The organism is Candidatus Pseudothioglobus sp. Uisw_041 (genome assembly GCF_048087625.1).
Lineage (GTDB): Bacteria > Pseudomonadota > Gammaproteobacteria > PS1 > Pseudothioglobaceae > Pseudothioglobus.
Genome location: NZ_CP159805.1, coordinates 1,139,037 through 1,161,761, shown reverse-complemented (window position 1 = coordinate 1,161,761; position 22,725 = coordinate 1,139,037). Strand labels below are relative to the sequence as shown.

The following is a 22,725-nucleotide window of genomic DNA, read 5'->3' as shown; positions in this document are numbered from 1 at the left end:
GTCTTCTTTAAATATCTTTAATGAGTGGTGCGATTGCTTTAAATATCTTAGTCGTTGCGCCGCGATTATTTTCAAAAGTAGTTTTAGCACTTTCTCCAATTAGTTTTCTCTTTTCATCATCTAAAAGCAGTTCAGAAATAGTTTTCATTAACTCTTCAGCGTTACTTACTTGTATAGCAGATCCATCATCTAAAAGCCTCTTCGAGATTTCTTCAAAGTTAAATACGCTTGGACCAAAAATAATAGGTTTTGAAAGTGATGCAGCTTCAAGCATATTTTGACCACCATTATTTGTCAGGCTTCCACCAATAAATGCTATGTCACTTATGTTTAAATAAGACATCATTTCACCCATACTATCTCCAATTAGTATGTCTGTATCTTGCTCACAATGACCAGCTAATGATCTTCTTTTAACATTAAGAACAGTTTCGTTAACCATATTAAAAACTTCATTAAATCTTTCTGGGTGCCTTGGTACCATTAAAAGAAGTGCATTGAATTTGCTTTTAAGGGCGAGATAGCTTTTGATTATTTGTAACTCTTCACCTTTCCTTGTACTGGCAAAAACAACAATTCTTCGATCTCCAGTTATATTTTTTAATGTTTGAATAGTTTTTGAATTACTAGGTTCATTGGAATCAAACTTTAAGCTTCCGGTAGTAATAATATTATTATTAGCACCAAGTGAGATGAAGCGTTTTGATGAGCTTTCATTCTGAGAACATATTATGCTCAAGCTATTTAGAGTCGAACTAACTAACTTAGGGGAGAATTTGTTATATTTTTTAAAAGACTTTTTTGATAATCTTGCATTAACAAGCATTACTGGAATATTTTTATGTTTAAGTTTAGTAATTAAATTTGGCCATATTTCTGTTTCTAAAAGAATACAAGCAACAGGCTTGATTTTTTTTAGGAATGAACTAACTATAAAAGGGATATCAAAAGGAAAAAAACAATGAATGACTTGGCTTTTATAGTGCTTTTCAACAGCTTCCGATCCTGTAATAGTTGTGGTTGAGATAACAATTTTATGAAGAGGAAATTTAATAAATATCTTGTCGATTAGAGGTTTGGCTGCATTAAACTCTCCAACAGATACGCAATGTAACCATATAACCTTGCCTGAAATTGTAGGCACAAAACCTAATTGATTTTTTAGTTTACGGATCCAATTAGAGTTTTTAGCATCTCTTAATAGGATCCTTAAAAGAGCAAATGGCAAACTTAGAATAATTAAAACTGTATATATAAATCTATTCATTTCACTATTTCATTATATTTTTTTAATTGAGCTTTTATTTTCATAAATAACACTAAGCCAAAGTCTATGATTAAATAATTCAAATGGAATACTTTTGCTTATCTTGAAGAGGGCTTTAGATAAGAAAAAAGGTATAATAATTGACTGATATTATAGCTTTATCACTTAACTTCTATTGCATCTATTTTGTTTTAGATTGATTCATATTTCGATGCAAGCTATTAATTAAATTATTAATCGTATAAATTATGAGATTTGTTGACTCTGCAAGTGTGATGGTTGAAGCTGGTAAAGGTGGTAGAGGTTGCCTCAGCTTTCGCCGTGAAAAATATATTCCAGATGGTGGTCCAGATGGCGGTGATGGCGGTGATGGCGGTAGTATTTTTTTCCGTGGTCAAGAGGGACTTAATACATTAAGCGAGTTTCGTTATAACCGTTTATATAGAGCTAAAAATGGCCTACCTGGAGAAGGAAGTGATCGAAGAGGGAAGTCAGCTATTGATATGTATGTCGAAGTCCCACTTGGAACTAAAATAATTGACCTTTCAACGGATGAAGTAATCGGCGAAATTACACTTCATAAGCAAGATCTTTTGGTTGCAAAAGGAGGCTTTCATGGACTAGGTAATGCTCGTTTTAAATCTTCAATTAATCGTGCACCAAGACAAACTTCACCAGGAACGCCTGGAGAGGTGAGAGAGATTGGATTAGAACTTAATGTAATGGCAGATGTTGGGCTTTTGGGTATGCCAAATGCTGGAAAATCGAGCTTAATCAGGCAAATTTCTGGGGCTCGACCAAAGGTAGCTGATTATCCTTTTACAACCCTCCACCCAAATCTTGGTGTTGTAAAGGCTGGCAATAATCACTTTGTTATGGCCGATATACCTGGCTTACTTGAAAAAGCAAGCGAAGGTGTTGGTCTTGGGTTTGAATTTCTTAAACATCTTTCAAGAGCAAAAGCGCTTCTTCACGTGATTGATATCTTGCCAGCAGATGGCTCGGATCCTGCTAGTAACTATTTAACTATTGAGGCTGAGTTAAAAAAATTTGATGACGAGCTTTTTGAAAAACCAAGGTTATTAGCTATTAATAAAATTGACCTTATTCAAGAAGATAAAAGAGATAAGATAATTAAAGATTTTCTTAATACAGTCAAATATAAAGGTAATGTGTTTAACATATCTGCTTTAAATGGTATGGGCTGCAAGTCCTTAGTTTTTGGTTTGTATGACCTTATTGAAGAGAAAGATGAAGAAGAATAAATGCTGGATCGTAAAGATTGGATCTGCCCTCTTAACTAATAATGGAAAAGGGATTGATAAAGACCTAATCTCTGAATGGGTTGAGCAAATTGTTGAACTGCAATCTCATAACATTGATGTTGTTTTGGTTTCTAGTGGCTCAATTGTTGAAGGTATGAAACGACTTGGCTGGAAAGACAAACCAACTGATATTCATAAACTTCAGGCAGCTGCCGCTGTTGGTCAAATGGGGTTAGTCCAGGCTTATGAATATCTATTTGCAAAACATAAAGTCCAGACAGCTCAGGTACTCTTGACTCAAGATAACCTAACTAATACCAAACATTTCGAAAATATCTCAGCAACTCTAGAGAATTTGCTTGAGTTTGGCGCAGTACCAGTAATCAATGAAAACGATACAGTTGCAACCGAAGAAATAAAATTTGGTGATAATGATACGTTGGCTGCCCTTGTAGCAAATTTTTTAAATGCCGAAAGATTAATTATATTGACAGATCAGCATGGTGTTTTCGATGACGATCCTCGAGTAAATAAGAATGCCAGCTTAATAAAAGAGATTCATTTTGATGATGAAAAATTAGAGCGAGTTGCTGGAAAAACTGGGGGTATTTTAGGTTCTGGAGGAATGTATTCAAAAGTTATGGCTGCAAAGCAAGCCGCAAAATCTAAAACATTTTCTAATATAGCTTGGGGAAGAGAAGAGAGCGTTTTAACAAGAATATACCAAGGAGAAAATATAGGGACTCTAATTCATTGTTAGCTTATATCGGCTTAGGTTCAAATTTAAAGGATCCAAAAGTTCAAATAAAAAGAGCCCTTGATTCTCTGAATGATGATAATAAGACTGAACTTATTAATGCATCAAGTTTTTATGAATCCAAGCCTCTTTTAGATATTCCTGGCCCAAACTATATCAATGCAGTATGTAAGATTGAAACAAAACTGAGTGCTATTAATTTATTAAATCTTTGCCAAGAAATTGAAGATAATCAGCAAAGAGTAAGAGAGTTAAAATGGGGATCAAGAACGATTGATTTAGATATACTTCTTTATGGAGAGCAGGTTATTTCAAACAAAAGGTTGTCTATACCCCATCCAGAAGCAATACATAGGGCCTTTGTTTTAATGCCTTTATTTGAAATAGAGCCTAAAATTAAAATTCCTTTATTAGGGCCAATAATAAGTCTACTCGATAGAATTAATAAGTTAGATGTGAAAAAACTATGAAACATTCTGAGTTAAGTATATTCAAAGACAATGGTCAAAAAATTACATGCCTAACAGCATATGATGCTTCTATGGCTAAGCTTATTGATAGTGCAGGCGTTGATATTATTTTAATTGGCGACTCACTTGGAATGGTTATTCAGGGCTCTGAAAATACGCGCTCAGTTTCTATGAATGACATGCTGTACCATTCTGCAATTGTTGCAAAAGCTTGTAATCAATCTTTAGTCATCGCAGATATGCCTTTTCATAGTTATGACAATCCGAAAACTGCCTTAGTCAACGCAAAAGAATTGATTGATAATGGTGCACATATGGTCAAATTAGAGGGCGGAGTTGAAAATACAAATGTCATTAATGCCTTAGTTTCCAATAATATTAGAGTCTGTGGCCATCTTGGCCTTCAGCCACAATTAGTTGTCGATTCAAGTGGGTATAAAGTTCAAGGTCGAGATGAGGCTGATGCTAAATCAATTCTAGATAATGCAAAGTTGCTCGAATCTATAGGCATAAGTATTTTAGTGCTTGAGTGCATTCCAAGTAATTTAGCAAAGTTAATAACTAAAAAGCTAAAAATACCTACAATTGGAATTGGAGCTGGAAAGGATTGCGATGGCCAGGTTTTGGTTAGTTATGATATGTTAGGCATAACACTTGGTAGGCAGCCAAGATTTGTTCGTAATTTTTTAAGCTCAGAAAGCAGTATCTCTTCAGCGATTAAAGCCTTTATTTCGGAGGTAAAAGAAGGAAGTTTTCCTAATAAAAGTGAGAGTTATTAATGAAAATGTTTGAAAGGTCAGGTGATCTTCAGGTTTTTTTAGATACCCACAGAAGTAGTAATAAAAAAATTGCCCTAGTCCCAACTATGGGAGGTCTTCATGATGGGCACTTGAGGCTAGTAGAAAAAGCCCAATCTTTGGCAGATGTTGTTGTTGTAAGTGTTTTTGTCAATCCCACTCAGTTTGCTAAAGATGAAGATTTTGACTCATATCCCAAGACTTTTTCTGATGACAAGATTCTTTTAGAGGGTCAGAGTGTAGACGCCTTATTTATTCCCTCAAAAAATGAAATATATCCAAATGGAACCTTGTCAAATTATGATGTGGGTGAAATGGGAGGATTGCTCTGTGGCGCTTCTAGACCAACGCATTTCAATGGAGTGGCACAAGTCGTAAATCGATTATTTGATATTGTAAATCCTAATTATTCGGTTTTTGGCGAAAAAGATTATCAACAGCTCTTAATTATTAAATCTCTTGTTGAAAATAATAATTTAAATGTCTTGATAGAGTCAGTTTCTACTCAAAGAGAGATTGATGGCCTGGCAATGAGCACAAGAAATAAATATCTAGGTAACAAGGACCGACAGAAGGCGCCCTTTTTTTATCAGCAACTTAGTAATGCAAAAACGGCTATAGAGCAGGGAGATTCTACTGAATTTGTTATGGAAAAAACTCTATCTGAGTTAAGAGTTAACTTTGAAGTAGAATATCTTGAAATTCTAAATGCGAATAACCTTACACAAATCGCGACTAACACTTCAGAAATTATTATAATATCCGCTATAAGGTTGGGTGAAACTCGACTAATCGATAATATTGTCTTTAGGAGGCCAAATGTTTAGTATTACTGAAGAAGCAGAAATTTATGTTGCAGACCTTTTTGAGCAACAAGATGAAAAAGATCTTGGCTTAAAAGTTGACGTTGAAAAAGCTGGTACTCCGGTTGCAACGGTAACATTTAACTTCTGTATCAAGAGCGATCTCCCTGATACTTATAATGAATTTCCTTTTGTGGGTTTTAGTGCTTTTATTGATGAATCTAATAACCAATTTTTAAGTGACTCCCATGTTGCATTGAAGTTAGATGGTACGAATAAAAAACTTACTATCACTGCTCCTAATGCCAAAGGTGAAGCGCCTAAAGATGATGCTCCTCTTGAGGAAAAGGTTCTGTTTACTATCGTGACTGAAGTAAATCCAAGCTTAGCATCACATGGAGGTTTTGTTGACCTTGTTGAAGTCACTGAGAAAAAAGAAGTGATTTTAAATTTTGGAGGTGGTTGTCAAGGATGTAGTTCAGTAAACATGACACTTAAAGATGGGGTTGAAAAACAACTTAAGGGCTTATATCCAGAAATATCTGCTGTTCTTGATGCAACGGATCACTCTCATAAAGAAAATGCATATATGTAACTCTTGAATGGAAGATATAACTGTTTTCTCGCATTTAGACTGTATAGAAAAAAATAATGGTGAAAACCATCCTGAGAGAAAAGAACGCTTAGAAGTAATACTTGATTCAATTAAAGGTATTAGTCAGCTTAATATATCTTTTAAAGACTCGCCATTGGCAGACTTTAAAACTATAAATCTTGTTCACCCCCAATCTTATATTGACGACTTGCTTTCAATGATTCCAATCTCTGGGCTTGTTGGTGTAGAAAAAGAGCCTTATGCTGATACTATTCTTTGTCCTCAAAGTAAAGAGGCAATATTAAGAGCTTGTGGAGCAGGCATTGAGTCAGCTAATGAATTGATGAGTGGATTAACAAAAAGACTCTTTTGTGCAGTTCGTCCGCCTGGTCATCACGCAGAAACATCAAGAGCAAACGGATTCTGCTTTATAAACAACGCCGCTGTTACTGCTAGGTATTTACAGAGTAAATTTAATATCAATAAAATAGCGATTATTGATTTTGATGTGCACCATGGAAACGGCACACAGGAAATTTTTTATAATGATAAAAGTGTTTTTTATGGCTCAATTCATCAGCATCCTTTATTTCCTGGAACAGGGGTAGAGGCTGAGACTGGAGTAGGTAATATATTTAATGCGCCAATATCTTCAGATACTACTAGAGATAAGTTTATGGAAATATTTGAAATGAAAATTTTAAAAAATGTTGACTTATTTGAGCCAGAAGTAATACTCATTTCTGCTGGCTTTGATGCCCACACAAGAGATCCTTTAGCGAGCATCAATCTAGAGTCTGAAGATTATTACACTTTGACGCAAAATATTGTAGAAATTGCCAAACGACATAGTGATGGAAGAGTCATTTCTTTTCTTGAAGGTGGTTATGATCTTCAGGCGCTTTCAGAATCCATTGAAGCCCACTTAGAGGCTCTAAGTAATTAAAGATATGAATGAGTTTGAATTAATACAAAATTACTTTAATTGGCCATTATCTGACTCTAGTATTGAATTAGGCGTTGGTGATGATGCTGCTATTTTTGATCTTGATTCAGGCTATCAATTAGTTATCACAACAGATACACTTTCAGAAGGCGTTCACTTTTTTAAAGATACCTCTCCTGAAGATATAGCTTATAAATCGTTAGCAGTTAATTTAAGTGATATTGCAGCAATGGGCGCGACAGCAAAATACTTCACACTTGCAATAACTCTTCCTAAATTAGATGAGACTTGGTTGGAGCATTTTTCTAAGTCTCTCAAAGAGGCATCTAAAAAATATAATGTGAGCTTAATTGGAGGTGATACTACTAGAGGTGCTCTTAATATAACTATTACTATGATGGGGGTTGTTGAAAAATCAAAAGCGATTAAGAGATCAGGTGCTATGAGTGGTGACAACATATATCTCTCAGGTGAGATTGGTGATGCTGCGCTCTGTCTAAAAAAAATTAATGAGGGTGAAAAGCCCCATAAAGCAGAAATGATAAGGCTTAATAAACCAATGCCAAGACTTGAACTTGGTATCGCTATAAAGGGAATAGCAAGCTCATGTGTCGATATATCTGATGGGCTTGAGCAAGATTTATCTCATATCATAAAAGCTTCAAGAGTTGGGGCAATGATTGATGTTCAAAAACTCCCCTTAAGCCAATCAATGGCTAATTATATCGCAGATAATGATGATTGGTCATTAGCAGTTTGTGGAGGTGATGACTATGAATTATGCTTTACAGCGCCAGAAAGTTTAAATTCAGAAATAATGAAAATAGCTGAAATTTGTAAAATAAGAGTTACAAACATAGGGGTTATTAATGACTCAAAGAAACTAAAAATTAAAGGCTATGATGGCCAGGGCAAATCATATCAGCACTTCTAAAGATTTACTAAATTTCTTTTCTTTCTTCTACCGTCTTACAGTCAATACATTGATCAGCAGTTGGGCGAGCCTCTAAGCGATTGAGGGCAATTTCGATACCACAAGTTTTGCAATATCCATAGTCACCAGTATCTATCAAATGAAGTGTCTTATCAATTTTATTGATAAGTTTTCTTTCACGATCCTAGTTCTTAACTCAAGCGCAAACTCTTCTTCAATAGTAGCTCTGTCATTAATATCAGCAACTGGAGTGGAGTCTTCTTGGATGTGATTAATAGTCGTTTCGGCCTCGAAAACTAATTGCTCTCTCCAGACATTAAGCTTATGGATAAAATGCTTAAGCTGACCGGTTGACATAAAGTCTTCACTCTTTTTTGGAATGTAAGATGGGATTTCATCAAAGTTTGGTTCAGAAGTCATTTGAGTTAGTTGTGTAAAAAAAGGTAGTTTTTACCAAAAATTGCTTAAAATAGCAATGATTTTTTTCAAATTGGCCTATTTAATTATATTTATTATGACACTTAAAGCAATAATATTTGATTTGGATGGAACGATTGCTAATACAGAGCATGATGGTCACCTTAAAGCGTTTAATGAGGCTTTTGATTTTGCATGAGCTAGATTGGTATTGGGGTAGCGCTTTATACGGGATACTGTTATCAGTAAGTGGAGGTAAAGAAAGATTATCTTTCTATATTAATAACTATAATCCAAAACTAAAATGGCCATTAAGCGAGAGTGATATCGTTAATATCCATAATAAAAAAACTGAGATTTTTATTAACAAAATATCTGCAGGTTTTATTTCACTGCGTATTGGCGTTGAAAGGCTTATTAACGATGCTCTTAACCATAACTTGAAGTTAGCAATAGCAACTACAACCTCATTTAATAATGTTAAGGCGATTCTTGAGTCAACTCTTGGAAAGGGTGCGTTAGAAAATTTTGAAGTTGAAGCAGCTGGCGATATTGTTGATAAAAAAAAGCCAGCTTCTGATATTTATGATTATGTTCTTGATAAAATGAATTTAGAATGCAGTGAATGTGTTGTTATTGAGGACTCAGAAATTGGTTTTCAGTCAGCAACTTCTGCAGGTCTAAAGACAGTAATTACTCTTAGCGAGTATACTAATACGAAAAACTTTAAGGGTGCTTTAGTTGTTCTTGACCATTTAGGTGAAGACGATCAACCTTTTAGATAGTAAATGGAACGCCAACCACTCATACATTGGTAAGCGTAGATTATATAAAGGAGCTCTATGAGTGCAATCGTTAAGTTGGCTGACAACAGTTCTGTATATGAAGTTGCCAAAGTGTCGCCTCTATCAATTGCAACGCAATTGAGTAAAAAATTTGCTAACCAAGTTTACTTAAAGCGCGAAGATGACCAGATTATTCACTCATTTAAACTTCGTGGCGCTTATCAAAAAATGAGCTCAATGAGCGATGAGCAGAAAGCCAAAGGTGTAATCGCCTCATCTGCTGGAAATCATGCGCAAGGGGTTGCTCTTGGCGCGAGCAAATTAAGTATAAAGGCAACAATCGTTATGCCTACTAGCACACCACAGATTAAAGTTCGAGCAGTTCAAGAATTAGGAGCAGAAGTTATTCTTTTTGGAGATGTCTATGATGATGCATTTGTCCATGCTAAAAAGCTAGTATCTGAGAAAGATTTATGTTTTATAAGTCCTTATGATGATTTTGAGGTTATTGCAGGACAGGCAACTGTTGCAAAAGAAATCTTAGCTCAGCTTGATCCAATAGACTATGTCTTCTCTCCTGTTGGTGGTGGTGGACTTATCTCGGGAATGGCAAGCTATATTAAGCATTATGCTCCACACATTAAAGTAATCGGAGTGGAGCCAGTTGACTCGCCAACGCTTTTTACAGCATTAGAGGCTAATGAAAGAGTTGTACTTGACGATGTTGGACGTTTTGCTGATGGCGTTGCTGTCAAACAAATTGGGGAACTTCCATTTGAGATTGCAAAAGAATGCGTTGATGATGTCATTTTGGTTAGTAACGATGAAATGTGCGCTGCTATTAAAGATATCTATGAGGACGTTCGTTCAGTCTCAGAGCCCGCAGGAGCTCTTGCAACAGCAGGTGTTAAAAAATATATCCAAGAGCATGGCCTTAAAAATAAAAATATTGTTTCAATTGTATCTGGTTCTAATGTCAACTTTGACAGACTTAGGTATATTGCCGAAAGAGCTGACTTAGGTGAAGTTAATGAGGCTATTGTTGCAGTTACTATTCCTGAAGAGCCAGGTAGTTTTTTAAGGTTTTGTGAGTTATTAGATAACAATGCAGTTACTGAGTTTAATTATCGATATTCTGCAAAGAAAGATGCGCATATTTTTGTAGGCGTCAAGCTAACTAAAGGTGAATCTGAAAAACAAGCACTTATTGCAAGATTAAGTAACTCTTTTGAAGTATTTGATATGAGTGATAACTCTATGGCAATAACCCATATTAGATATATGGTTGGTGGTCATGCTAATGTAGAAAATGAGGTTATCTACAGATTTGAATTCCCTGAACGCCCAGGTGCACTTTTAAGTTTTCTTAAAAAAGTTAAGACAGAATGGAATATCTCTCTTTTTCATTATCGTAATCATGGCGCAGACTATGGAAGGGTTTTAATTGGACTTCAGGTCGAGGATATCAAAGAGCTAGAGTCTAAGTTTGATGAGTTGGGGTATTACTACAAAAACGAAACCGATAATAAAGCTTATCAGTATTTCCTTTAACAGACTTAGTCGTGATGATATCGACTCTATAGTATTAATAGAGCAACAAAATTCTCATAATCCTTGGTCTAAAAACCAGCTGATTGAGAGTATTCTAAATCCAGCTAATTTATGCTACTCAATTAGTATGAAAAATAAAATTATTGGTTTTTTGATGGCTATGCGCACACTTGATAATGCTGATATCTTAAATATTAGTATCAATAAAGCTTGTCAAGGAAAAGGCTATGGTAATAAACTTCTTCATTATCTTATTAAGGAGCTCAAAGATAGAATGATTAGTCAGCTTATATTAGAGGTAAGAGCGAGTAATCAGGCTGCCATCGATTTTTACTTGAAACATGGATTTGAGGAGATTTCACTAAGAAAAAATTACTATATGAATAACTCAAAACACCCAAATCAGAAAGAAGACGGTATAATAATGCGTCTTAAATTCTAAACAAAAAAATCTTAATGACCTATAAAAATATCACAGTTCCACCTACTGGAGAGGCAATCTCAATAAAGGATAACGTGCTCGTTGTGCCTAATAAACCAATCGTTACATATATAGAGGGTGATGGAATTGGTGTTGATATTACTCCTGTAATGCTCGATGTTGTTAATGCTGTTGTCAAAAAAGCATATAACGGCGAAAGAGAGATTCAGTGGATGGAGATTTTTGCAGGTGAAAAAGCAGATAGCATCTATGGTGAGTACTTGCCAGAGGAGACAGTGAATGCAATTAAAGAATTTGTAGTTAATATAAAAGGACCATTAACGACACCAGTTGGTGGTGGCATGAGGTCACTTAATGTTGCGATAAGGCAGATTTTAGATCTCTATATTTGTCTTCGCCCTGTTCAGTACTTTGATGGGACTCCATCTCCAGTTAAGGCGCCTGAAAAGATTGATATGGTAATCTTTAGAGAAAACTCTGAGGACATTTATGCGGGCATAGAATTTCCACAAGGTTCAAAGGAAGTAAAGAAAGTAATTGAGTTTCTTCAAAAAGAAATGGGTGCAACTAAAATTCGTTTTCCTGAAACATCTGGTATTGGTATCAAGCCTGTGTCAATAGAGGGAACTTCAAGGCTCGTAAGAGCCGCTATTCAGTATGCGATTGATAATGATAAGCCTTCTGTGACAATTGTCCATAAAGGCAATATTATGAAGTTTACAGAGGGGTTATTTAGAGATTGTGCTTATAAGCTTGCTAAAGATGAATTTGGTGCAAAAGAAATTGATGGCGGTCCTTGGTGTAGCTTTACTAATCCAAATACGGGAAAAGAAATTATTATTAAAGACTCAATTGCTGATGCGTTCCTCCAGCAAATACTTTTAAGACCTGGTGAGTATTCAGTTATCGCAACTTTAAATCTTAATGGTGACTATATATCTGATGCTTTAGCAGCTCAAGTGGGCGGCATTGGTATTGCTCCTGGAGCGAATCTTTCTGATGATATTTCAGTATTTGAAGCTACACATGGTACTGCTCCTAAATATGCTGGTCAAAACAAGGTGAATCCTGGTTCTATGATCTTATCTGCAGAGATGATGCTTAGGCATATGGGATGGACAGAGGCTGCTGACTTGATACTTCATGCAATGGCTACAACAATTCAAAAAAGAACAGTTACATATGACTTAGAGAGGCTAATAGATGGAGCCATTTTACTTTCTTGCTCTGAGTTTGGACAGGCTCTAAAGGATTCAATAAAATAGGTTAAAAAATAAATCTCCAAGTTGAGGCTATAAAAGCAAAGATTTGATTGACTCAAAATTCATAGCTCGTTATAATCTCACGCTATTCCCTGATAGCTCAGTTGGTAGAGCAACGGACTGTTAATCCGTGTGTCCCTGGTTCGAGCCCAGGTCGGGGAGCCAATTTATATAACTAAGGCATCTTCGGATGTCTTTTTTTTGCTTACCAGTCTTTGGTATTATTTTCTTTAAATTAGTATAGTGAAAGTTTTGATATAATTAATATCACCCAGAAGTATTAAAGATTATGAAAGTGATTTTTTAATCAACATAAAATATTTACTCGTAGAAACAGATTTGATAACAAAGTGAATAAAAAAAATAAAAACCTTCTAGATGCCCACATTAAATCTATTTTTACACTCTACTCTAATGGTCAGATAAAAAAAGCGCTTGATATAATAAAAGCCTTAATCAATGACTATCCTAATGAGCCACTGCTCTTTAATATCAGTGGTATTTGTTATAAAGCAAACAACCAGCTAGATGCTGCGGTTGATTCTTTTGAGAAGGCTATTGCTATTAAACCAGACGATATTAAGGCTTATTTTAATCTTGGAATTATCCATATGGAGATGGGCAAGTTGGGTAATGCAATTAGATTTTATGAAAAAGTGCTAGTTCTTAACCCAAATTATACTGATGCACACTATAACCTTGGAGTCATATTTAAAGAGCTTGGAAATCTGGATGACGCTGTTAAGAGCTATAAAAAGGTACTTGATATAAAACCAAATCATGTTGCCGCTTATAATAACCTTGGCGTCTCACTCAAAGAGCTTGGTCATCAGGAAGAGGCGGTTAAAAGCTATAAAAAGGCAATTGCTATTAAACCAGACTTCGCTGATGCACATAATAACCTTGGCGTCTCACTCAAAGAGCTTGGCCATCTGGAAGAGGCGGTTATAAGCTATAAAAAGGCAATTACTATTAAACCAGACTTCGCTGATGCATGTAATAATCTTGGTAATGTTCTCAAGGATCTCAGTCAACTAGATACTGCAGTTATAGCCTATAAGAATGCAATTACTATTAAACCAGACTTTGCTGATGCAGCTAATAACCTTGGTATTGTGCTTCATGAGCTTGGTCAACTCAATGATGCAGTTAAGAGTTTTGAGATGGCAATCGTTATTAAACCAGACTTTGCTGATGCAGCTAATAACCTTGGTATTGTGCAACATGAGCTTGGTCAACTCAATGATGCAGTTAAGAGTTTTGAGATGGCAATCGTTATTAAATCAGACTTCGTTGAAGCTTATCGCAACCATGGAAAAGTACTGATGGAAATAAATAGAACGGATGAAGCAATGGTAAGTTACGAAAGTGCTTTTTCCCTTAATCCTGATTTAGATTTTCTCCTAGGTGATTATCTGCATATCAAAAGAAAACTTGGGATATGGGATGATTGGGCAACTCACCTTAATGAATTAACGATTAAAGTCAATAATGGTTTACAGGCAACAAGTCCATTTCCACTTTTAGGCCTAATTGATAATCCTGAGATGCAGAAGAAAAGTGCTGAAATTTTCAGTGATAAGTTTTATCCTCAAAGCTATGATTTACCTAAAATTGAGGTTTATCCTAGACATAAAAAGATCCGTATTGCATATTTTTCTGGCGACTTCCATAACCATCCTGGGATGCATTTAATGGCGGAATTATTTGAATGTCATAATAAAATTTTTTTTGAACTTATAGCCTTTTCATTTGGACCCGATACACATGATAAATGGAGACAAAGAGTCTCCGTATGTTTTGACCAGTTTATCGATGTGAAATTAAAATCAGATCGAGAGATATCATTGTTAGCAAGAAAGATGGAAATCGATATTGCTGTAAACAGAGGAGGATATACTCAAGGCGGTCGACCTAACATATTCGCAGAAGGTTGCGCACCAATACAGGTTAATTATTTGGGATATCCAGGCACAACGGGTGCAGAATATATGGACTATATAATAGCCGATCGAGCCCTTATTCCTGAAGACAAACAGCAGTATTATTCAGAAAAAATTGTTTATATGCCTAATAGTTATCAAGTTAATATGTCAAATAGAGAGGTTTCTAAGAATTCATTAATACGTGATGAGCTTGGATTGCCTGTTAAAGGGTTTGTGTTTTGTTGTTTTAATAATGCATATAAAATTACTCCTTCTACCTTTTCTGGATGGATGCGAATTCTTAGCGCTGTTGAGGATAGTGTGTTATGGTTGTTTGAAAGTAATACCACTTCTAACAAAAACTTAAAAAACGAAGCAATAAAGCTTGGAATCAATGAAGATCGTATTATTTTTGCTAAACGTATGCCTGTTGAAGATCATTTAAATAGAATTAAAGAAGCAGACCTATTCTTAGATACACTGCCTTATAACGCTCATACTACTGCGAGTGATGCTCTAAGGATGGGATTGCCAGTATTGACCTGTGAGGGTAACTCTTTTGCAAGCAGGGTTGCAGCAAGTCTCTTAAGAGCAGTTAATTTGCCAGAACTAATTACGACCACTCAAAAACAATACGAGTCTCTTGCAATTCAGCTGGCAACAAATCCTGAAAAACTAAAAATGATTAAAGACAAGCTAATTTATAATATACCCACAGCAGTATTATATGACACTCCATTGTATACACGGCAGCTTGAGTCTGCTTATTTGGAAATGTATGAAAGATATCAAAATGGATTAAATCCAGATCATATTTATCTGGAACATTAAAAAATATGGTTTTTATAATTCTAACTGGCTTAGATATTTTTTCAATAACTTACCAGAATGATTACGTATAAAAAAATTGCAGAACTAGCTGCAAGATTTATTAGCAAACCAAAAGTGTTGAAATTTGGTTTTAATATATCTCCAATGTACAGAAGAACCTCTGCAAAGGTTATTTATATTTCTGAAGACTTTCTAAAGATACAAATTAGACTTCCTTTTAGCTATAAAAATGCTAACTATGTAAATACTATTTTTGGTGGGAGTATGTTTTCTGCAGTTGATCCATTCCCAATGACTCAGTTAATGAATCTTATTGGAGATGATTATGTGGTTTGGGATAAGGCTGCTGAAATTTTTTTTAGAAGACCTGCAAAAGAAGATCTTTATGCTGAGTTTATATATACCGAAGAAGAGCTTGAAGAGATTAAACAGAAAGCGCATGAGCAAAATGAATTTGAAATAGTTGTAACTACAAAATTAACAAATAAAGATAAAAGTATTGTTTACTGTGAAGTTCGAAAAAGAGTTTACATTGCTAATAAAGCCTTTTTCAAAGAAAAACAGAAAGCAAGAATAAATAAAAAAGCAAAGTAGTTAATTTTTATTAAGCTTTATAATTATTAAAAGTTTTTTTAAGGAAAGGTAATTAATATGAATCATGAAATTGTTATTGTTGCAGCTACAAGAACTGCTCTAGGATCATTTGGCGGCTCTCTTTCTTCAATTCCAGCACATAAATTAGGCGCTGAAGTGATAGCTTCATTATTAAAAAAAACTGGTGTAAATAAAGATCAAATTGATGAAGTGATCTTGGGACAAGTTTTGACAGCTGGAAGTGGCCAAAATCCAGCCAGACAAGCTACAATTGAGGCAGGGCTCCCTTATCAAACTCCCTCTATGACAATTAACAAAGTTTGTGGTAGTGGATTAAAAGCAGTACAGCTAGCATTTCAAGCAATTGCATGTGGTGATGCTGAAATAGTTATTGCTGGTGGTCAAGAAAGTATGAGTCTTTCAAGTCATGTTCTTCCAAAATCAAGAGAAGGTAAAAAAATGGGCCCGTGGGCGATGGTTGACACTATGGTTGTAGATGGTTTATGGTGTGCATTTAATGATTGCCATATGGGCGTTACTGCAGAAAATATTGCAACCAAGTTTGACTATTCAAGACAATCTCAAGATGAGTTTGCTCTAGAATCACAACAAAAAACGGAAGCTGCTCAAAAATCTGACTTGTTTCGAGATGAGATAACCCCAATATCTATTCCGCAGCGAAGAGGTGACGACACTATTTTTGATAGTGATGAATTTCCAAGACATACTACAAGTATGGATTCTTTAGCTAATCTCCGTCCAGCATTTTCAAAAGATGGGACTGTAACAGCAGGGAATGCATCAGGTATTAATGATGGCGCAGCAGCAGTTATGGTCATGAGTGCATCTAAGGCGCAAGAGCTGAAACTAAAGCCTATGGCAAGAATTGTTTCATACTCTAGTGCTGGGGTGGATCCATCTATCATGGGAACGGGTCCAATACCGGCAAGCACTAAGTGTCTTGAAAAAGCTGGCTGGAAAGCTTCTGAACTTGATCGAATTGAGGCTAATGAGGCGTTTGCAGCGCAAGCAATGTCTGTAAATGACTCACTAGGTTGGGATAAGTCTAAAGTGAATGTAACGGGCGGGTCAATTTCTTTAGGTCATCCAATTGGCGCATCTGGCGCTAGAATTTTGGTGACTTTGCTTCATGGTATGGAGCGTGATAAAGTAAATAAAGGCCTTGCTACTATGTGCATTGGTGGTGGTATGGGTGTTGCAATTGCAGTTGAAAGGGTACATTAGTATTATTAATTTCTTTAACTAGGTGTATTAATGAAAAAATTTCTAGTTATCTTGATGCTTGTATTTGGGAATTTTTTAATTGTAGGCACAAGTTATTCATACTCAGCAGTTGGCTATATGAAGTGCGAAACTGTAAATAAGCTGGTAGAAGAAGAAAATGCTGACGTTAAAAACATGATTATGTTTTGGTTTAGTGGCTACTATACTGGAAGAAATTATGAAACGTCGAGCTATCCTGGGATACCTGACCCTCAGCTAATATATTTAGCAACCATAAACTACTGCACTAAAAATCCACTAAAAGATACTGTTGATTTGGCTGATTACCTCTACTCTAGTTTGCTTTAGATTTTAGTTATGCTAACTTTTTAATAGTATTTATTAGCTCTAAATTGACTGCTCTTGGGCCAATATTTTTTCTATTTTCATGTCTTCTCAATCCAGGCAAGCGAGTCCCATCGATATTATTATATTTTTTTAAAAACTCCTCGGTCTGTGCTGAAGTATCTTTGCCAGATATAATTTCTGGTGACATAGCAAGAATAAACTGACCTCCTTGGGCTGGACCTCCATCCCCATTATCACGCTCCTTGGTTTCATAAGAGAAGGTTTCTCCAACTAATGGACCAGATAAGAGTTCAACCATAAGGGCAATGACCGAACCTTTATGACCGCCAAATGGAAGTAAAACACCTTTATCAATTTCTGAAGCATCAGTTGTTAATTCTCCTGATGAAGACAGGCCAGTACCAAGGGGCACAGAGTGACCGTCCCTTGCAGCAATTTGAATTTCTCCTTTTGCCATAGATGCAGTTGCCATATCAAAAACAATTGGATTTTTACCAGGGCGCGGCCATGAAAATGCTATTGGGTTAGTGCCAAATAATGCTGTAGCTCCTCCAGAAGGAGCAACACCTGGCATATATGAAACAGACGTCAATCCAACAAGTCCATGCTCACTGATTGCCTCAACTTCGGGCCAAAGGGCTGCAAAGTGATGGCAGCGTTGAATTGATAATCCCGCAATTCCAAATTTTTGAGCAGCTTCGATAAGTTTTTTAATACCATATTGATGAGCCAAAGGAGCAAATCCATTCTTTGCATCACACTTTAAAATTACTGGCGTAACTTCACTTATTTCTGGAGTTGCAGAGCCATCTACTTTTTTACTTTGAAGGGCCTTGATATACCCAGGAATACGAAATAGACCATGAGAAATTGAACCATCACGCTCAGCATTAGTTACTGTATTTGCAACTGCATCTGCATTTTCTTCGTTAGCTCCATGATTAATAAGTGCCGCCTTAGCTAAACTAAAAATTTCATCAAGGCCTATATTGATTGTTTTAGAAGTCATAGAATTTTATCCTTAAATTTGTAAGAATTGAATTGCCTTTTCAGTTCAACGAGCTCAAAAGTAAATCAAAAAAAATGATAACATATTAGTAACTTAATATTTCTTAACCTAATGAAAAGTTGTAAATTCATTCATATAGTTTCTCTTTCTATAAAAATCAATAGGTTAAAAGTTGATATTTCAATTTGAACTTAGCTAAAGTTCAAACTTGTTTAATAGAGCTTTGAAGTTAATTTTAAGTTAGTCTGTTTATTATAGTTGACAACTATATAAAAATTATATAGCCTGTCTATTCAGTCAAGAAGTATTTAGTTATTTTATTAATTAAATTAGTATGAAGTTAATGAATAAATTGAAGCGATACGCTTATGCAATGCACGTTTATTTGTAATTCGTAATGGCCAGATTATTGCAAAGGCTAATCCAACAGAAAGCCAACTATTATTAAATGGAGAGAAAGATAAGAGAGTTATAGATTGGACCCTCTAAGAATAATAATAAAAAGAAATGCTGCTTAAGGTAAAAAGATAATTATTTTTAAGGGTTAAGTCAAATACCTTAGATGATAGGAGAATAAAAAATGTTAAAAAATAATCCTAAATATTATGATGCTCACTGGATGCCTTATAGTGGGAATAGAGAGTTTAAAGCAAATCCACGAATAATGGTTTCTGCTAAAGACAGTTATTACATAGATGATAAAGGCAGGAAAATATTTGATGGCCTTTCAGGTCTTTGGACTTGTGGAGCAGGCCATTCTCGCCCTGAAATTATTGAAGCAGTCAGTAAACAAATTGAGACTTTGGATTATTCTCCTGCATTTCAATTTGGACACGAAAAATCGTTTGAGTTGGCAAATAGAATTATTGAATTTACTCCAAAAGATCTGGATCGTGTCTTTTTTACTTGTTCTGGCTCAGAGGCAGTAGATAGTTCCCTAAAAATTGCTCGAGCTTATTGGAGGCATAAGGGAAAGGTCGGAAAGACTCGTTTGATTGGAAGGATTAAAGGCTATCATGGAGTTAATTTTGGAGGGATTAGTGTTGGTGGTATTGGTCCTAATAGAGAAATGTTTGGACAAGGAATTGAAGCAGATCATTTATTGTCTACCCTTCTCCCAGAAAATATATTTAGCAAAGGGCAGCCCCAGGTTGGAGATCATTTAGCAGATGACTTATTAAATAAAATATTATTGCATGGTGCCTCTAATATTGCAGCAGTAATTGTAGAGCCAATGGCTGGTTCTGCTGGCGTATTTCCACCTCCCATAGGATATCTAAAAAGGCTACGTAAAATCTGTGACTCTAATGATATTTTATTAATCTTTGATGAAGTGATAACCGCTTTTGGCCGTATGGGCGCGAAAACAGGTGGCGAAGCTTTTGGCGTTACTCCAGATATAATGACTTTTGCAAAACAGGTTAGTAATGGCAGCCAACCACTGGGTGGAGTAGTAGTTAAAAAAAATATTTATGAAACTTTTATGGATACAAAAGCACCAAATTATTTAGTTGAATTATTCCATGGTTATACATATTCAGCTCACCCTGTGGGATGCGCTGCATCAATTGCAAGTTTAGATATATTACAGAATGATAATTTGATAGAGCGAGTTAAAAAAATGAGCCCATTATTTGAAAAAGAACTTCATAGTCTTAAGGGTTTGCAATATGTTACAGATATTCGTAATTATGGACTGGCTGGTGGAATTACTATTGAGTCTGCTAAAAATGAACCTGCATTAAGACCCTATCAAATTGCAATGAAGTGCTGGGATAAAGGCTTTTATGTTCGATATGGTGGTGATACTATTCAATTAGGTTTGCCATTTATCGTATCTGAACAAGAAATAAAGGATGTCGTTGGAGCAATATCTGACTCAATTAAAGAATTACAATAAAGGAGAAAGAAGAAATGAAATTAGTAGAACACCTTATTAATGGTGAGCTTGTATCAATGGGTGACCCTACTCAAGATGTATTTAATCCATCGACAGGAGAGGTTGGGAAGCAAGTAGAAATTGCTTCAAAAAATACTGTTGAAAAAGCTATAAATGCGGCTCACGAAGCTTTTCCAGCATGGCGAGCAACGCCACCACTTAAACGAGCTAGAATTATGTTTCGTTTTAAAGAATTATTAGAAAAAAATATTAATAAAATAGCACAATTAATTGGAGAGGAGCATGGAAAAATCGCACATGATGCGCTTGGTGAAATCACTCGAGGTATAGAGAATGTTGAATATGCTTGCTATGCACCTCAACTTCTAAAAGGAGAGCATAGTAAAAATATTTCAACCAATATTGATTCATGGAGTGAGTTTCAACCCTTAGGAGTTGTTACAGGAATCACCCCTTTTAATTTTCCTGCTATGGTTCCATTATGGATGTATCCCATGGCAATAGTTTGTGGTAATTGTTTTGTATTAAAGCCCTCAGAAAGAGACCCTTCGTCAGCATTATTTATTGCTCAATTATTAAATGAAGCAGGCTTACCAAAAGGGGTTTTAAATGTAGTTAATGGAGGTAAGGAGGCAGTAGATACTTTGCTCAAAGATGAAAGAGTACAAGCTGTAAGTTTTGTTGGATCAACTCCTATTGCAAAATATATTTATAGAACTGCTTCTGAAAATGATAAGAGGTGTCAAGCTCTTGGAGGCGCTAAAAACCATGCTATTGTTATGCAAGATGCAGAAATGGAGAATACAGTGAATGCTCTTATAGGTGCTGCATTTGGCTCAAGTGGTGAAAGGTGTATGGCAATTTCCGTAGCAGTAGCAGTCGGCTCAGTCACAGCAGATAATTTAATAGCTGGCTTGAAATCTAAGATGCATGACCTTAAGGTGGGTAATTTTGATAATAGTAAAAATGATTTTGGACCACTTATAACTAAAGATCATATGGAAAAAGTTAAAGAATATATCACCAGTGCAGAAGATCAAGGCGCCGACATTGTTGTTGATGGACGGAGTGTTGAGGTGAAAGGTTGTGAAAATGGCTTTTATGTTGGCGGAACGCTTATTGATAGCGTGCAATCTTCAATGAAGTCTTATAAGGAAGAAATATTTGGACCAGTATTGCAGGTAGTGAGAGTAGAAACTATGCAACAAGCAATTGACTTAATAGATGAGCATGAATATGGTAATGGCACGTGTATTTTCACCCGAGATGGTGAAGCAGCAAGATATTTTAGTGATCAAATAAAAGTTGGTATGGTTGGTATCAATGTGCCATTGCCCGTCCCTGCTGCTCAGCATAGTTTTGGTGGTTGGAAGCAATCAATGTTTGGTGATTTGGCTGCATATGGGCCAGATAGCGTAAGATTTTATACACGTAGAAAAACCATAACTCAGCGCTGGCCATCATCCAGTGTAAGGGAAGGCGTAAACTTTTCTTTCCCTTCATAACTGGTTTTTATGTTTTTTTAAGTGACCTCCTTTAGGAGGTCATTTTTTTTGCCCCCTAGATTATATTTAATGCCACTTTGAGAACTATTTAAAGTCAACCAATTAATTATAGTTGACAAGTATAAAAAAAATATGTAGCCTGTCTATTTAGTCAAGAAGTGTAAATTTTTTTTATTTACCAAATCGGAAAAGGAGGAATTGAATGAGTAAATTAAAGTGTGGTCTGATCCAAATGGGATTGAAAGGCGATGGCACGATGTCGCCAGAAAAAATACGTGATTTAATGATTGAGGCTCATATCCCTATGATAGAGGATGCTGCAAAACAAGGGGTAAAAGTGCTTTGTTTTCAAGAAGTATTTACTCAGCCATACTTTTGTCCAAGTCAGGATAAAAAATGGTATGCAGCAGCTGAATCAATTCCTGATGGACCAACAGTTAAGCTAATGCAAGAATATGCTAAAAAATACCAAATGGTAATTGTTGCTCCTATCTATGAAGAAGAAATGCCAGGTATTTATTACAATACTGCAGCAGTAATTGACGCTGATGGAAGCTTTCTAGGGAAGTATCGTAAAACTCATATTCCTCAAGTTGCCCCTGGTTTTTATGAAAAATTTTTCTTTAAACCCGGTAATCTTGGTTATCCAGTATTTGAAACTGCATATGTTAAGTTGGGAGTATATATTTGTTACGACAGACACTTCCCTGAGGGTTGGCGTGCATTAGCTTTAAATGGAGCTGAATATATTGTTAATCCTTCAGCTACAGTGGCAGGATTAAGTAAATATTTATGGGAATTAGAGCAACCTGCTTCGGCTGCTGCAAATGGAGTTTTTATTGGTGCGATAAATCGAGTTGGAAGAGAGGAGCCATGGGCAGAGCAAATGGGAGAATTCTATGGATCAAGTTATATTGTAAATCCTCGTGGTCAAATTGAAGCACAAGCAAGTTATGGTGATGATGAGTTGCTGGTTCATGAAATTGATTTAAATATGGTTCGAGAAGTGCGAGATACTTGGCAATTTTTTAGAGACAGGCGCAGTGACCTTTATGGAGGGCTAACTGAAAAATAGCA

At 35.6% G+C, this 22,725-nt stretch carries 21 protein-coding genes, 1 tRNA gene and 1 pseudogene; 20 read left to right on the top strand and 3 right to left on the bottom strand.

Annotated features, from left to right (window positions below; all coding sequences use genetic code 11):
* Positions 1-7: 7 nt before the first annotated feature.
* Positions 8-1,267 carry a 3-deoxy-D-manno-octulosonic acid transferase gene (locus tag ABXT44_RS05870; RefSeq protein WP_416686317.1) on the bottom strand — a complete coding sequence of 420 codons (1,260 nt, stop codon included), beginning with the start codon at positions 1,265-1,267 and terminating at the stop codon, positions 8-10.
* A 248-nt stretch (positions 1,268-1,515) separates the two neighbouring features.
* Here ABXT44_RS05870 and cgtA point away from each other — a divergent pair, with 248 nt between their 5' ends.
* The 8 genes from cgtA to thiL are packed head-to-tail and all read left to right on the top strand — an operon-like array spanning position 1,516 to position 7,834.
* The gene (cgtA, locus tag ABXT44_RS05865) at positions 1,516-2,532 is read left to right on the top strand and encodes an Obg family GTPase CgtA (RefSeq protein WP_416686316.1); all 1,017 of its coding nucleotides are present in this window, start codon (positions 1,516-1,518) and stop codon (positions 2,530-2,532) included.
* On the top strand, positions 2,519-3,292 hold the full coding sequence (gene proB / locus ABXT44_RS05860) for a glutamate 5-kinase (protein ID WP_416686315.1): 774 nt from the start codon (positions 2,519-2,521) through the stop codon (positions 3,290-3,292). The genes cgtA and proB overlap by 14 nt, the downstream gene beginning before the upstream one ends.
* Entirely contained in the window at positions 3,286-3,759 is a 474-nt protein-coding gene (gene folK / locus ABXT44_RS05855) for a 2-amino-4-hydroxy-6-hydroxymethyldihydropteridine diphosphokinase (RefSeq protein ID WP_416686314.1), read from the top strand. Before proB ends, folK begins: the two co-directional genes overlap by 7 nt.
* Positions 3,756-4,538: a 3-methyl-2-oxobutanoate hydroxymethyltransferase gene (panB, locus tag ABXT44_RS05850; RefSeq protein ID WP_416686313.1), complete on the top strand. Its 783-nt coding sequence runs from the start codon at positions 3,756-3,758 to the stop codon at positions 4,536-4,538. Before folK ends, panB begins: the two co-directional genes overlap by 4 nt.
* A complete protein-coding gene (gene panC / locus ABXT44_RS05845; protein ID WP_416686312.1) occupies positions 4,538-5,383 on the top strand; it encodes a pantoate--beta-alanine ligase in 846 nt (281 codons plus the stop codon). The genes panB and panC overlap by 1 nt, the downstream gene beginning before the upstream one ends.
* Positions 5,376-5,954, top strand: a complete 579-nt coding sequence (locus tag ABXT44_RS05840; protein WP_416686311.1) for an NfuA family Fe-S biogenesis protein — start codon at positions 5,376-5,378, stop codon at positions 5,952-5,954. Before panC ends, ABXT44_RS05840 begins: the two co-directional genes overlap by 8 nt.
* A 7-nt stretch (positions 5,955-5,961) precedes the next feature.
* Entirely contained in the window at positions 5,962-6,900 is a 939-nt protein-coding gene (locus ABXT44_RS05835; protein WP_416686310.1) for a histone deacetylase family protein, read from the top strand.
* 4 nt (positions 6,901-6,904) lie between these two features.
* A complete protein-coding gene (gene thiL, locus ABXT44_RS05830) occupies positions 6,905-7,834 on the top strand; it encodes a thiamine-phosphate kinase (protein ID WP_416686309.1) in 930 nt (309 codons plus the stop codon).
* 7 nt (positions 7,835-7,841) lie between these two features.
* On the opposite strand, the pseudogene dksA reads toward thiL, so the two are convergent.
* Positions 7,842-8,254 (bottom strand): annotated as a pseudogene (gene dksA, locus ABXT44_RS05825) (RNA polymerase-binding protein DksA).
* Positions 8,255-8,427: 173 nt separating this feature from the next.
* On the opposite strand from dksA, the gene ABXT44_RS05820 reads away from it, so the two are divergent.
* From ABXT44_RS05820 to ABXT44_RS05780, 9 genes are all read left to right on the top strand, one after another.
* The gene (locus ABXT44_RS05820) at positions 8,428-9,036 is read left to right on the top strand and encodes an HAD-IA family hydrolase (protein WP_416686308.1); all 609 of its coding nucleotides are present in this window, start codon (positions 8,428-8,430) and stop codon (positions 9,034-9,036) included.
* Positions 9,037-9,093: 57 nt separating this feature from the next.
* Positions 9,094-10,587 (top strand): threonine ammonia-lyase, biosynthetic, encoded by a 1,494-nt coding sequence (gene ilvA, locus ABXT44_RS05815; protein WP_416686307.1) that lies wholly within the window; start codon positions 9,094-9,096, stop codon positions 10,585-10,587.
* Positions 10,526-11,029 carry a ribosomal protein S18-alanine N-acetyltransferase gene (gene rimI, locus ABXT44_RS05810; RefSeq protein ID WP_416686306.1) on the top strand — a complete coding sequence of 168 codons (504 nt, stop codon included), beginning with the start codon at positions 10,526-10,528 and terminating at the stop codon, positions 11,027-11,029. Before ilvA ends, rimI begins: the two co-directional genes overlap by 62 nt.
* A gap of 14 nt (positions 11,030-11,043) precedes the next feature.
* The gene (gene icd / locus ABXT44_RS05805) at positions 11,044-12,294 is read left to right on the top strand and encodes an NADP-dependent isocitrate dehydrogenase (RefSeq protein ID WP_416686305.1); all 1,251 of its coding nucleotides are present in this window, start codon (positions 11,044-11,046) and stop codon (positions 12,292-12,294) included.
* 86 nt (positions 12,295-12,380) lie between these two features.
* Positions 12,381-12,456, top strand: a tRNA-Asn gene (locus ABXT44_RS05800).
* Between the two features lie 185 nt (positions 12,457-12,641).
* Positions 12,642-15,047 (top strand): tetratricopeptide repeat protein, encoded by a 2,406-nt coding sequence (locus tag ABXT44_RS05795; RefSeq protein ID WP_416686304.1) that lies wholly within the window; start codon positions 12,642-12,644, stop codon positions 15,045-15,047.
* Positions 15,048-15,104: 57 nt separating this feature from the next.
* Positions 15,105-15,641: a DUF4442 domain-containing protein gene (locus ABXT44_RS05790; RefSeq protein ID WP_416686303.1), complete on the top strand. Its 537-nt coding sequence runs from the start codon at positions 15,105-15,107 to the stop codon at positions 15,639-15,641.
* A 57-nt stretch (positions 15,642-15,698) separates the two neighbouring features.
* Positions 15,699-16,886 (top strand): acetyl-CoA C-acetyltransferase, encoded by a 1,188-nt coding sequence (locus ABXT44_RS05785; protein ID WP_416686302.1) that lies wholly within the window; start codon positions 15,699-15,701, stop codon positions 16,884-16,886.
* 30 nt (positions 16,887-16,916) lie between these two features.
* Positions 16,917-17,234 carry a hypothetical protein gene (locus ABXT44_RS05780; protein ID WP_416686301.1) on the top strand — a complete coding sequence of 106 codons (318 nt, stop codon included), beginning with the start codon at positions 16,917-16,919 and terminating at the stop codon, positions 17,232-17,234.
* Between the two features lie 7 nt (positions 17,235-17,241).
* On the opposite strand, the gene ABXT44_RS05775 is transcribed toward ABXT44_RS05780, so the two are convergent.
* Positions 17,242-18,243: an Ldh family oxidoreductase gene (locus tag ABXT44_RS05775; RefSeq protein WP_416686300.1), complete on the bottom strand. Its 1,002-nt coding sequence runs from the start codon at positions 18,241-18,243 to the stop codon at positions 17,242-17,244.
* Between the two features lie 580 nt (positions 18,244-18,823).
* On the opposite strand from ABXT44_RS05775, the gene ABXT44_RS05770 reads away from it, so the two are divergent.
* The 3 genes from ABXT44_RS05770 to ABXT44_RS05760 all read left to right on the top strand — a co-directional run bounded on the left by ABXT44_RS05770 (position 18,824) and on the right by ABXT44_RS05760 (position 22,723).
* Entirely contained in the window at positions 18,824-20,143 is a 1,320-nt protein-coding gene (locus ABXT44_RS05770; RefSeq protein ID WP_416686299.1) for an aspartate aminotransferase family protein, read from the top strand.
* 14 nt (positions 20,144-20,157) lie between these two features.
* Positions 20,158-21,648 carry a CoA-acylating methylmalonate-semialdehyde dehydrogenase gene (locus ABXT44_RS05765; protein WP_271558601.1) on the top strand — a complete coding sequence of 497 codons (1,491 nt, stop codon included), beginning with the start codon at positions 20,158-20,160 and terminating at the stop codon, positions 21,646-21,648.
* 202 nt (positions 21,649-21,850) lie between these two features.
* Positions 21,851-22,723, top strand: coding sequence for a nitrilase-related carbon-nitrogen hydrolase (locus ABXT44_RS05760; protein ID WP_416686298.1), 873 nt, complete (start codon positions 21,851-21,853; stop codon positions 22,721-22,723).
* The last annotated feature ends 2 nt before the right edge of the window (positions 22,724-22,725 follow it).

Excerpts from the sequence above, each read along its gene's own strand:
- ABXT44_RS05870 (WP_416686317.1), bottom strand. The coding sequence starts at position 1,267 with ATGAATAGATTTATATATACAGTTTTAATTATTCTAAGTTTGCCATTT.
- cgtA (WP_416686316.1), top strand. The coding sequence starts at position 1,516 with ATGAGATTTGTTGACTCTGCAAGTGTGATGGTTGAAGCTGGTAAAGGT.
- proB (WP_416686315.1), top strand. The coding sequence starts at position 2,519 with ATGAAGAAGAATAAATGCTGGATCGTAAAGATTGGATCTGCCCTCTTA.
- panB (WP_416686313.1), top strand. The coding sequence starts at position 3,756 with ATGAAACATTCTGAGTTAAGTATATTCAAAGACAATGGTCAAAAAATT.
- panC (WP_416686312.1), top strand. The coding sequence starts at position 4,538 with ATGAAAATGTTTGAAAGGTCAGGTGATCTTCAGGTTTTTTTAGATACC.
- ABXT44_RS05840 (WP_416686311.1), top strand. The coding sequence starts at position 5,376 with ATGTTTAGTATTACTGAAGAAGCAGAAATTTATGTTGCAGACCTTTTT.
- ABXT44_RS05835 (WP_416686310.1), top strand. The coding sequence starts at position 5,962 with ATGGAAGATATAACTGTTTTCTCGCATTTAGACTGTATAGAAAAAAAT.
- thiL (WP_416686309.1), top strand. The coding sequence starts at position 6,905 with ATGAATGAGTTTGAATTAATACAAAATTACTTTAATTGGCCATTATCT.
- ABXT44_RS05820 (WP_416686308.1), top strand. The coding sequence starts at position 8,428 with ATGAGGCTTTTGATTTTGCATGAGCTAGATTGGTATTGGGGTAGCGCT.
- ilvA (WP_416686307.1), top strand. The coding sequence starts at position 9,094 with ATGAGTGCAATCGTTAAGTTGGCTGACAACAGTTCTGTATATGAAGTT.
- rimI (WP_416686306.1), top strand. The coding sequence starts at position 10,526 with ATGAGTTGGGGTATTACTACAAAAACGAAACCGATAATAAAGCTTATC.
- icd (WP_416686305.1), top strand. The coding sequence starts at position 11,044 with ATGACCTATAAAAATATCACAGTTCCACCTACTGGAGAGGCAATCTCA.
- ABXT44_RS05790 (WP_416686303.1), top strand. The coding sequence starts at position 15,105 with ATGATTACGTATAAAAAAATTGCAGAACTAGCTGCAAGATTTATTAGC.
- ABXT44_RS05785 (WP_416686302.1), top strand. The coding sequence starts at position 15,699 with ATGAATCATGAAATTGTTATTGTTGCAGCTACAAGAACTGCTCTAGGA.
- ABXT44_RS05780 (WP_416686301.1), top strand. The coding sequence starts at position 16,917 with ATGAAAAAATTTCTAGTTATCTTGATGCTTGTATTTGGGAATTTTTTA.
- ABXT44_RS05775 (WP_416686300.1), bottom strand. The coding sequence starts at position 18,243 with ATGACTTCTAAAACAATCAATATAGGCCTTGATGAAATTTTTAGTTTA.
- ABXT44_RS05770 (WP_416686299.1), top strand. The coding sequence starts at position 18,824 with ATGTTAAAAAATAATCCTAAATATTATGATGCTCACTGGATGCCTTAT.
- ABXT44_RS05765 (WP_271558601.1), top strand. The coding sequence starts at position 20,158 with ATGAAATTAGTAGAACACCTTATTAATGGTGAGCTTGTATCAATGGGT.
- ABXT44_RS05760 (WP_416686298.1), top strand. The coding sequence starts at position 21,851 with ATGAGTAAATTAAAGTGTGGTCTGATCCAAATGGGATTGAAAGGCGAT.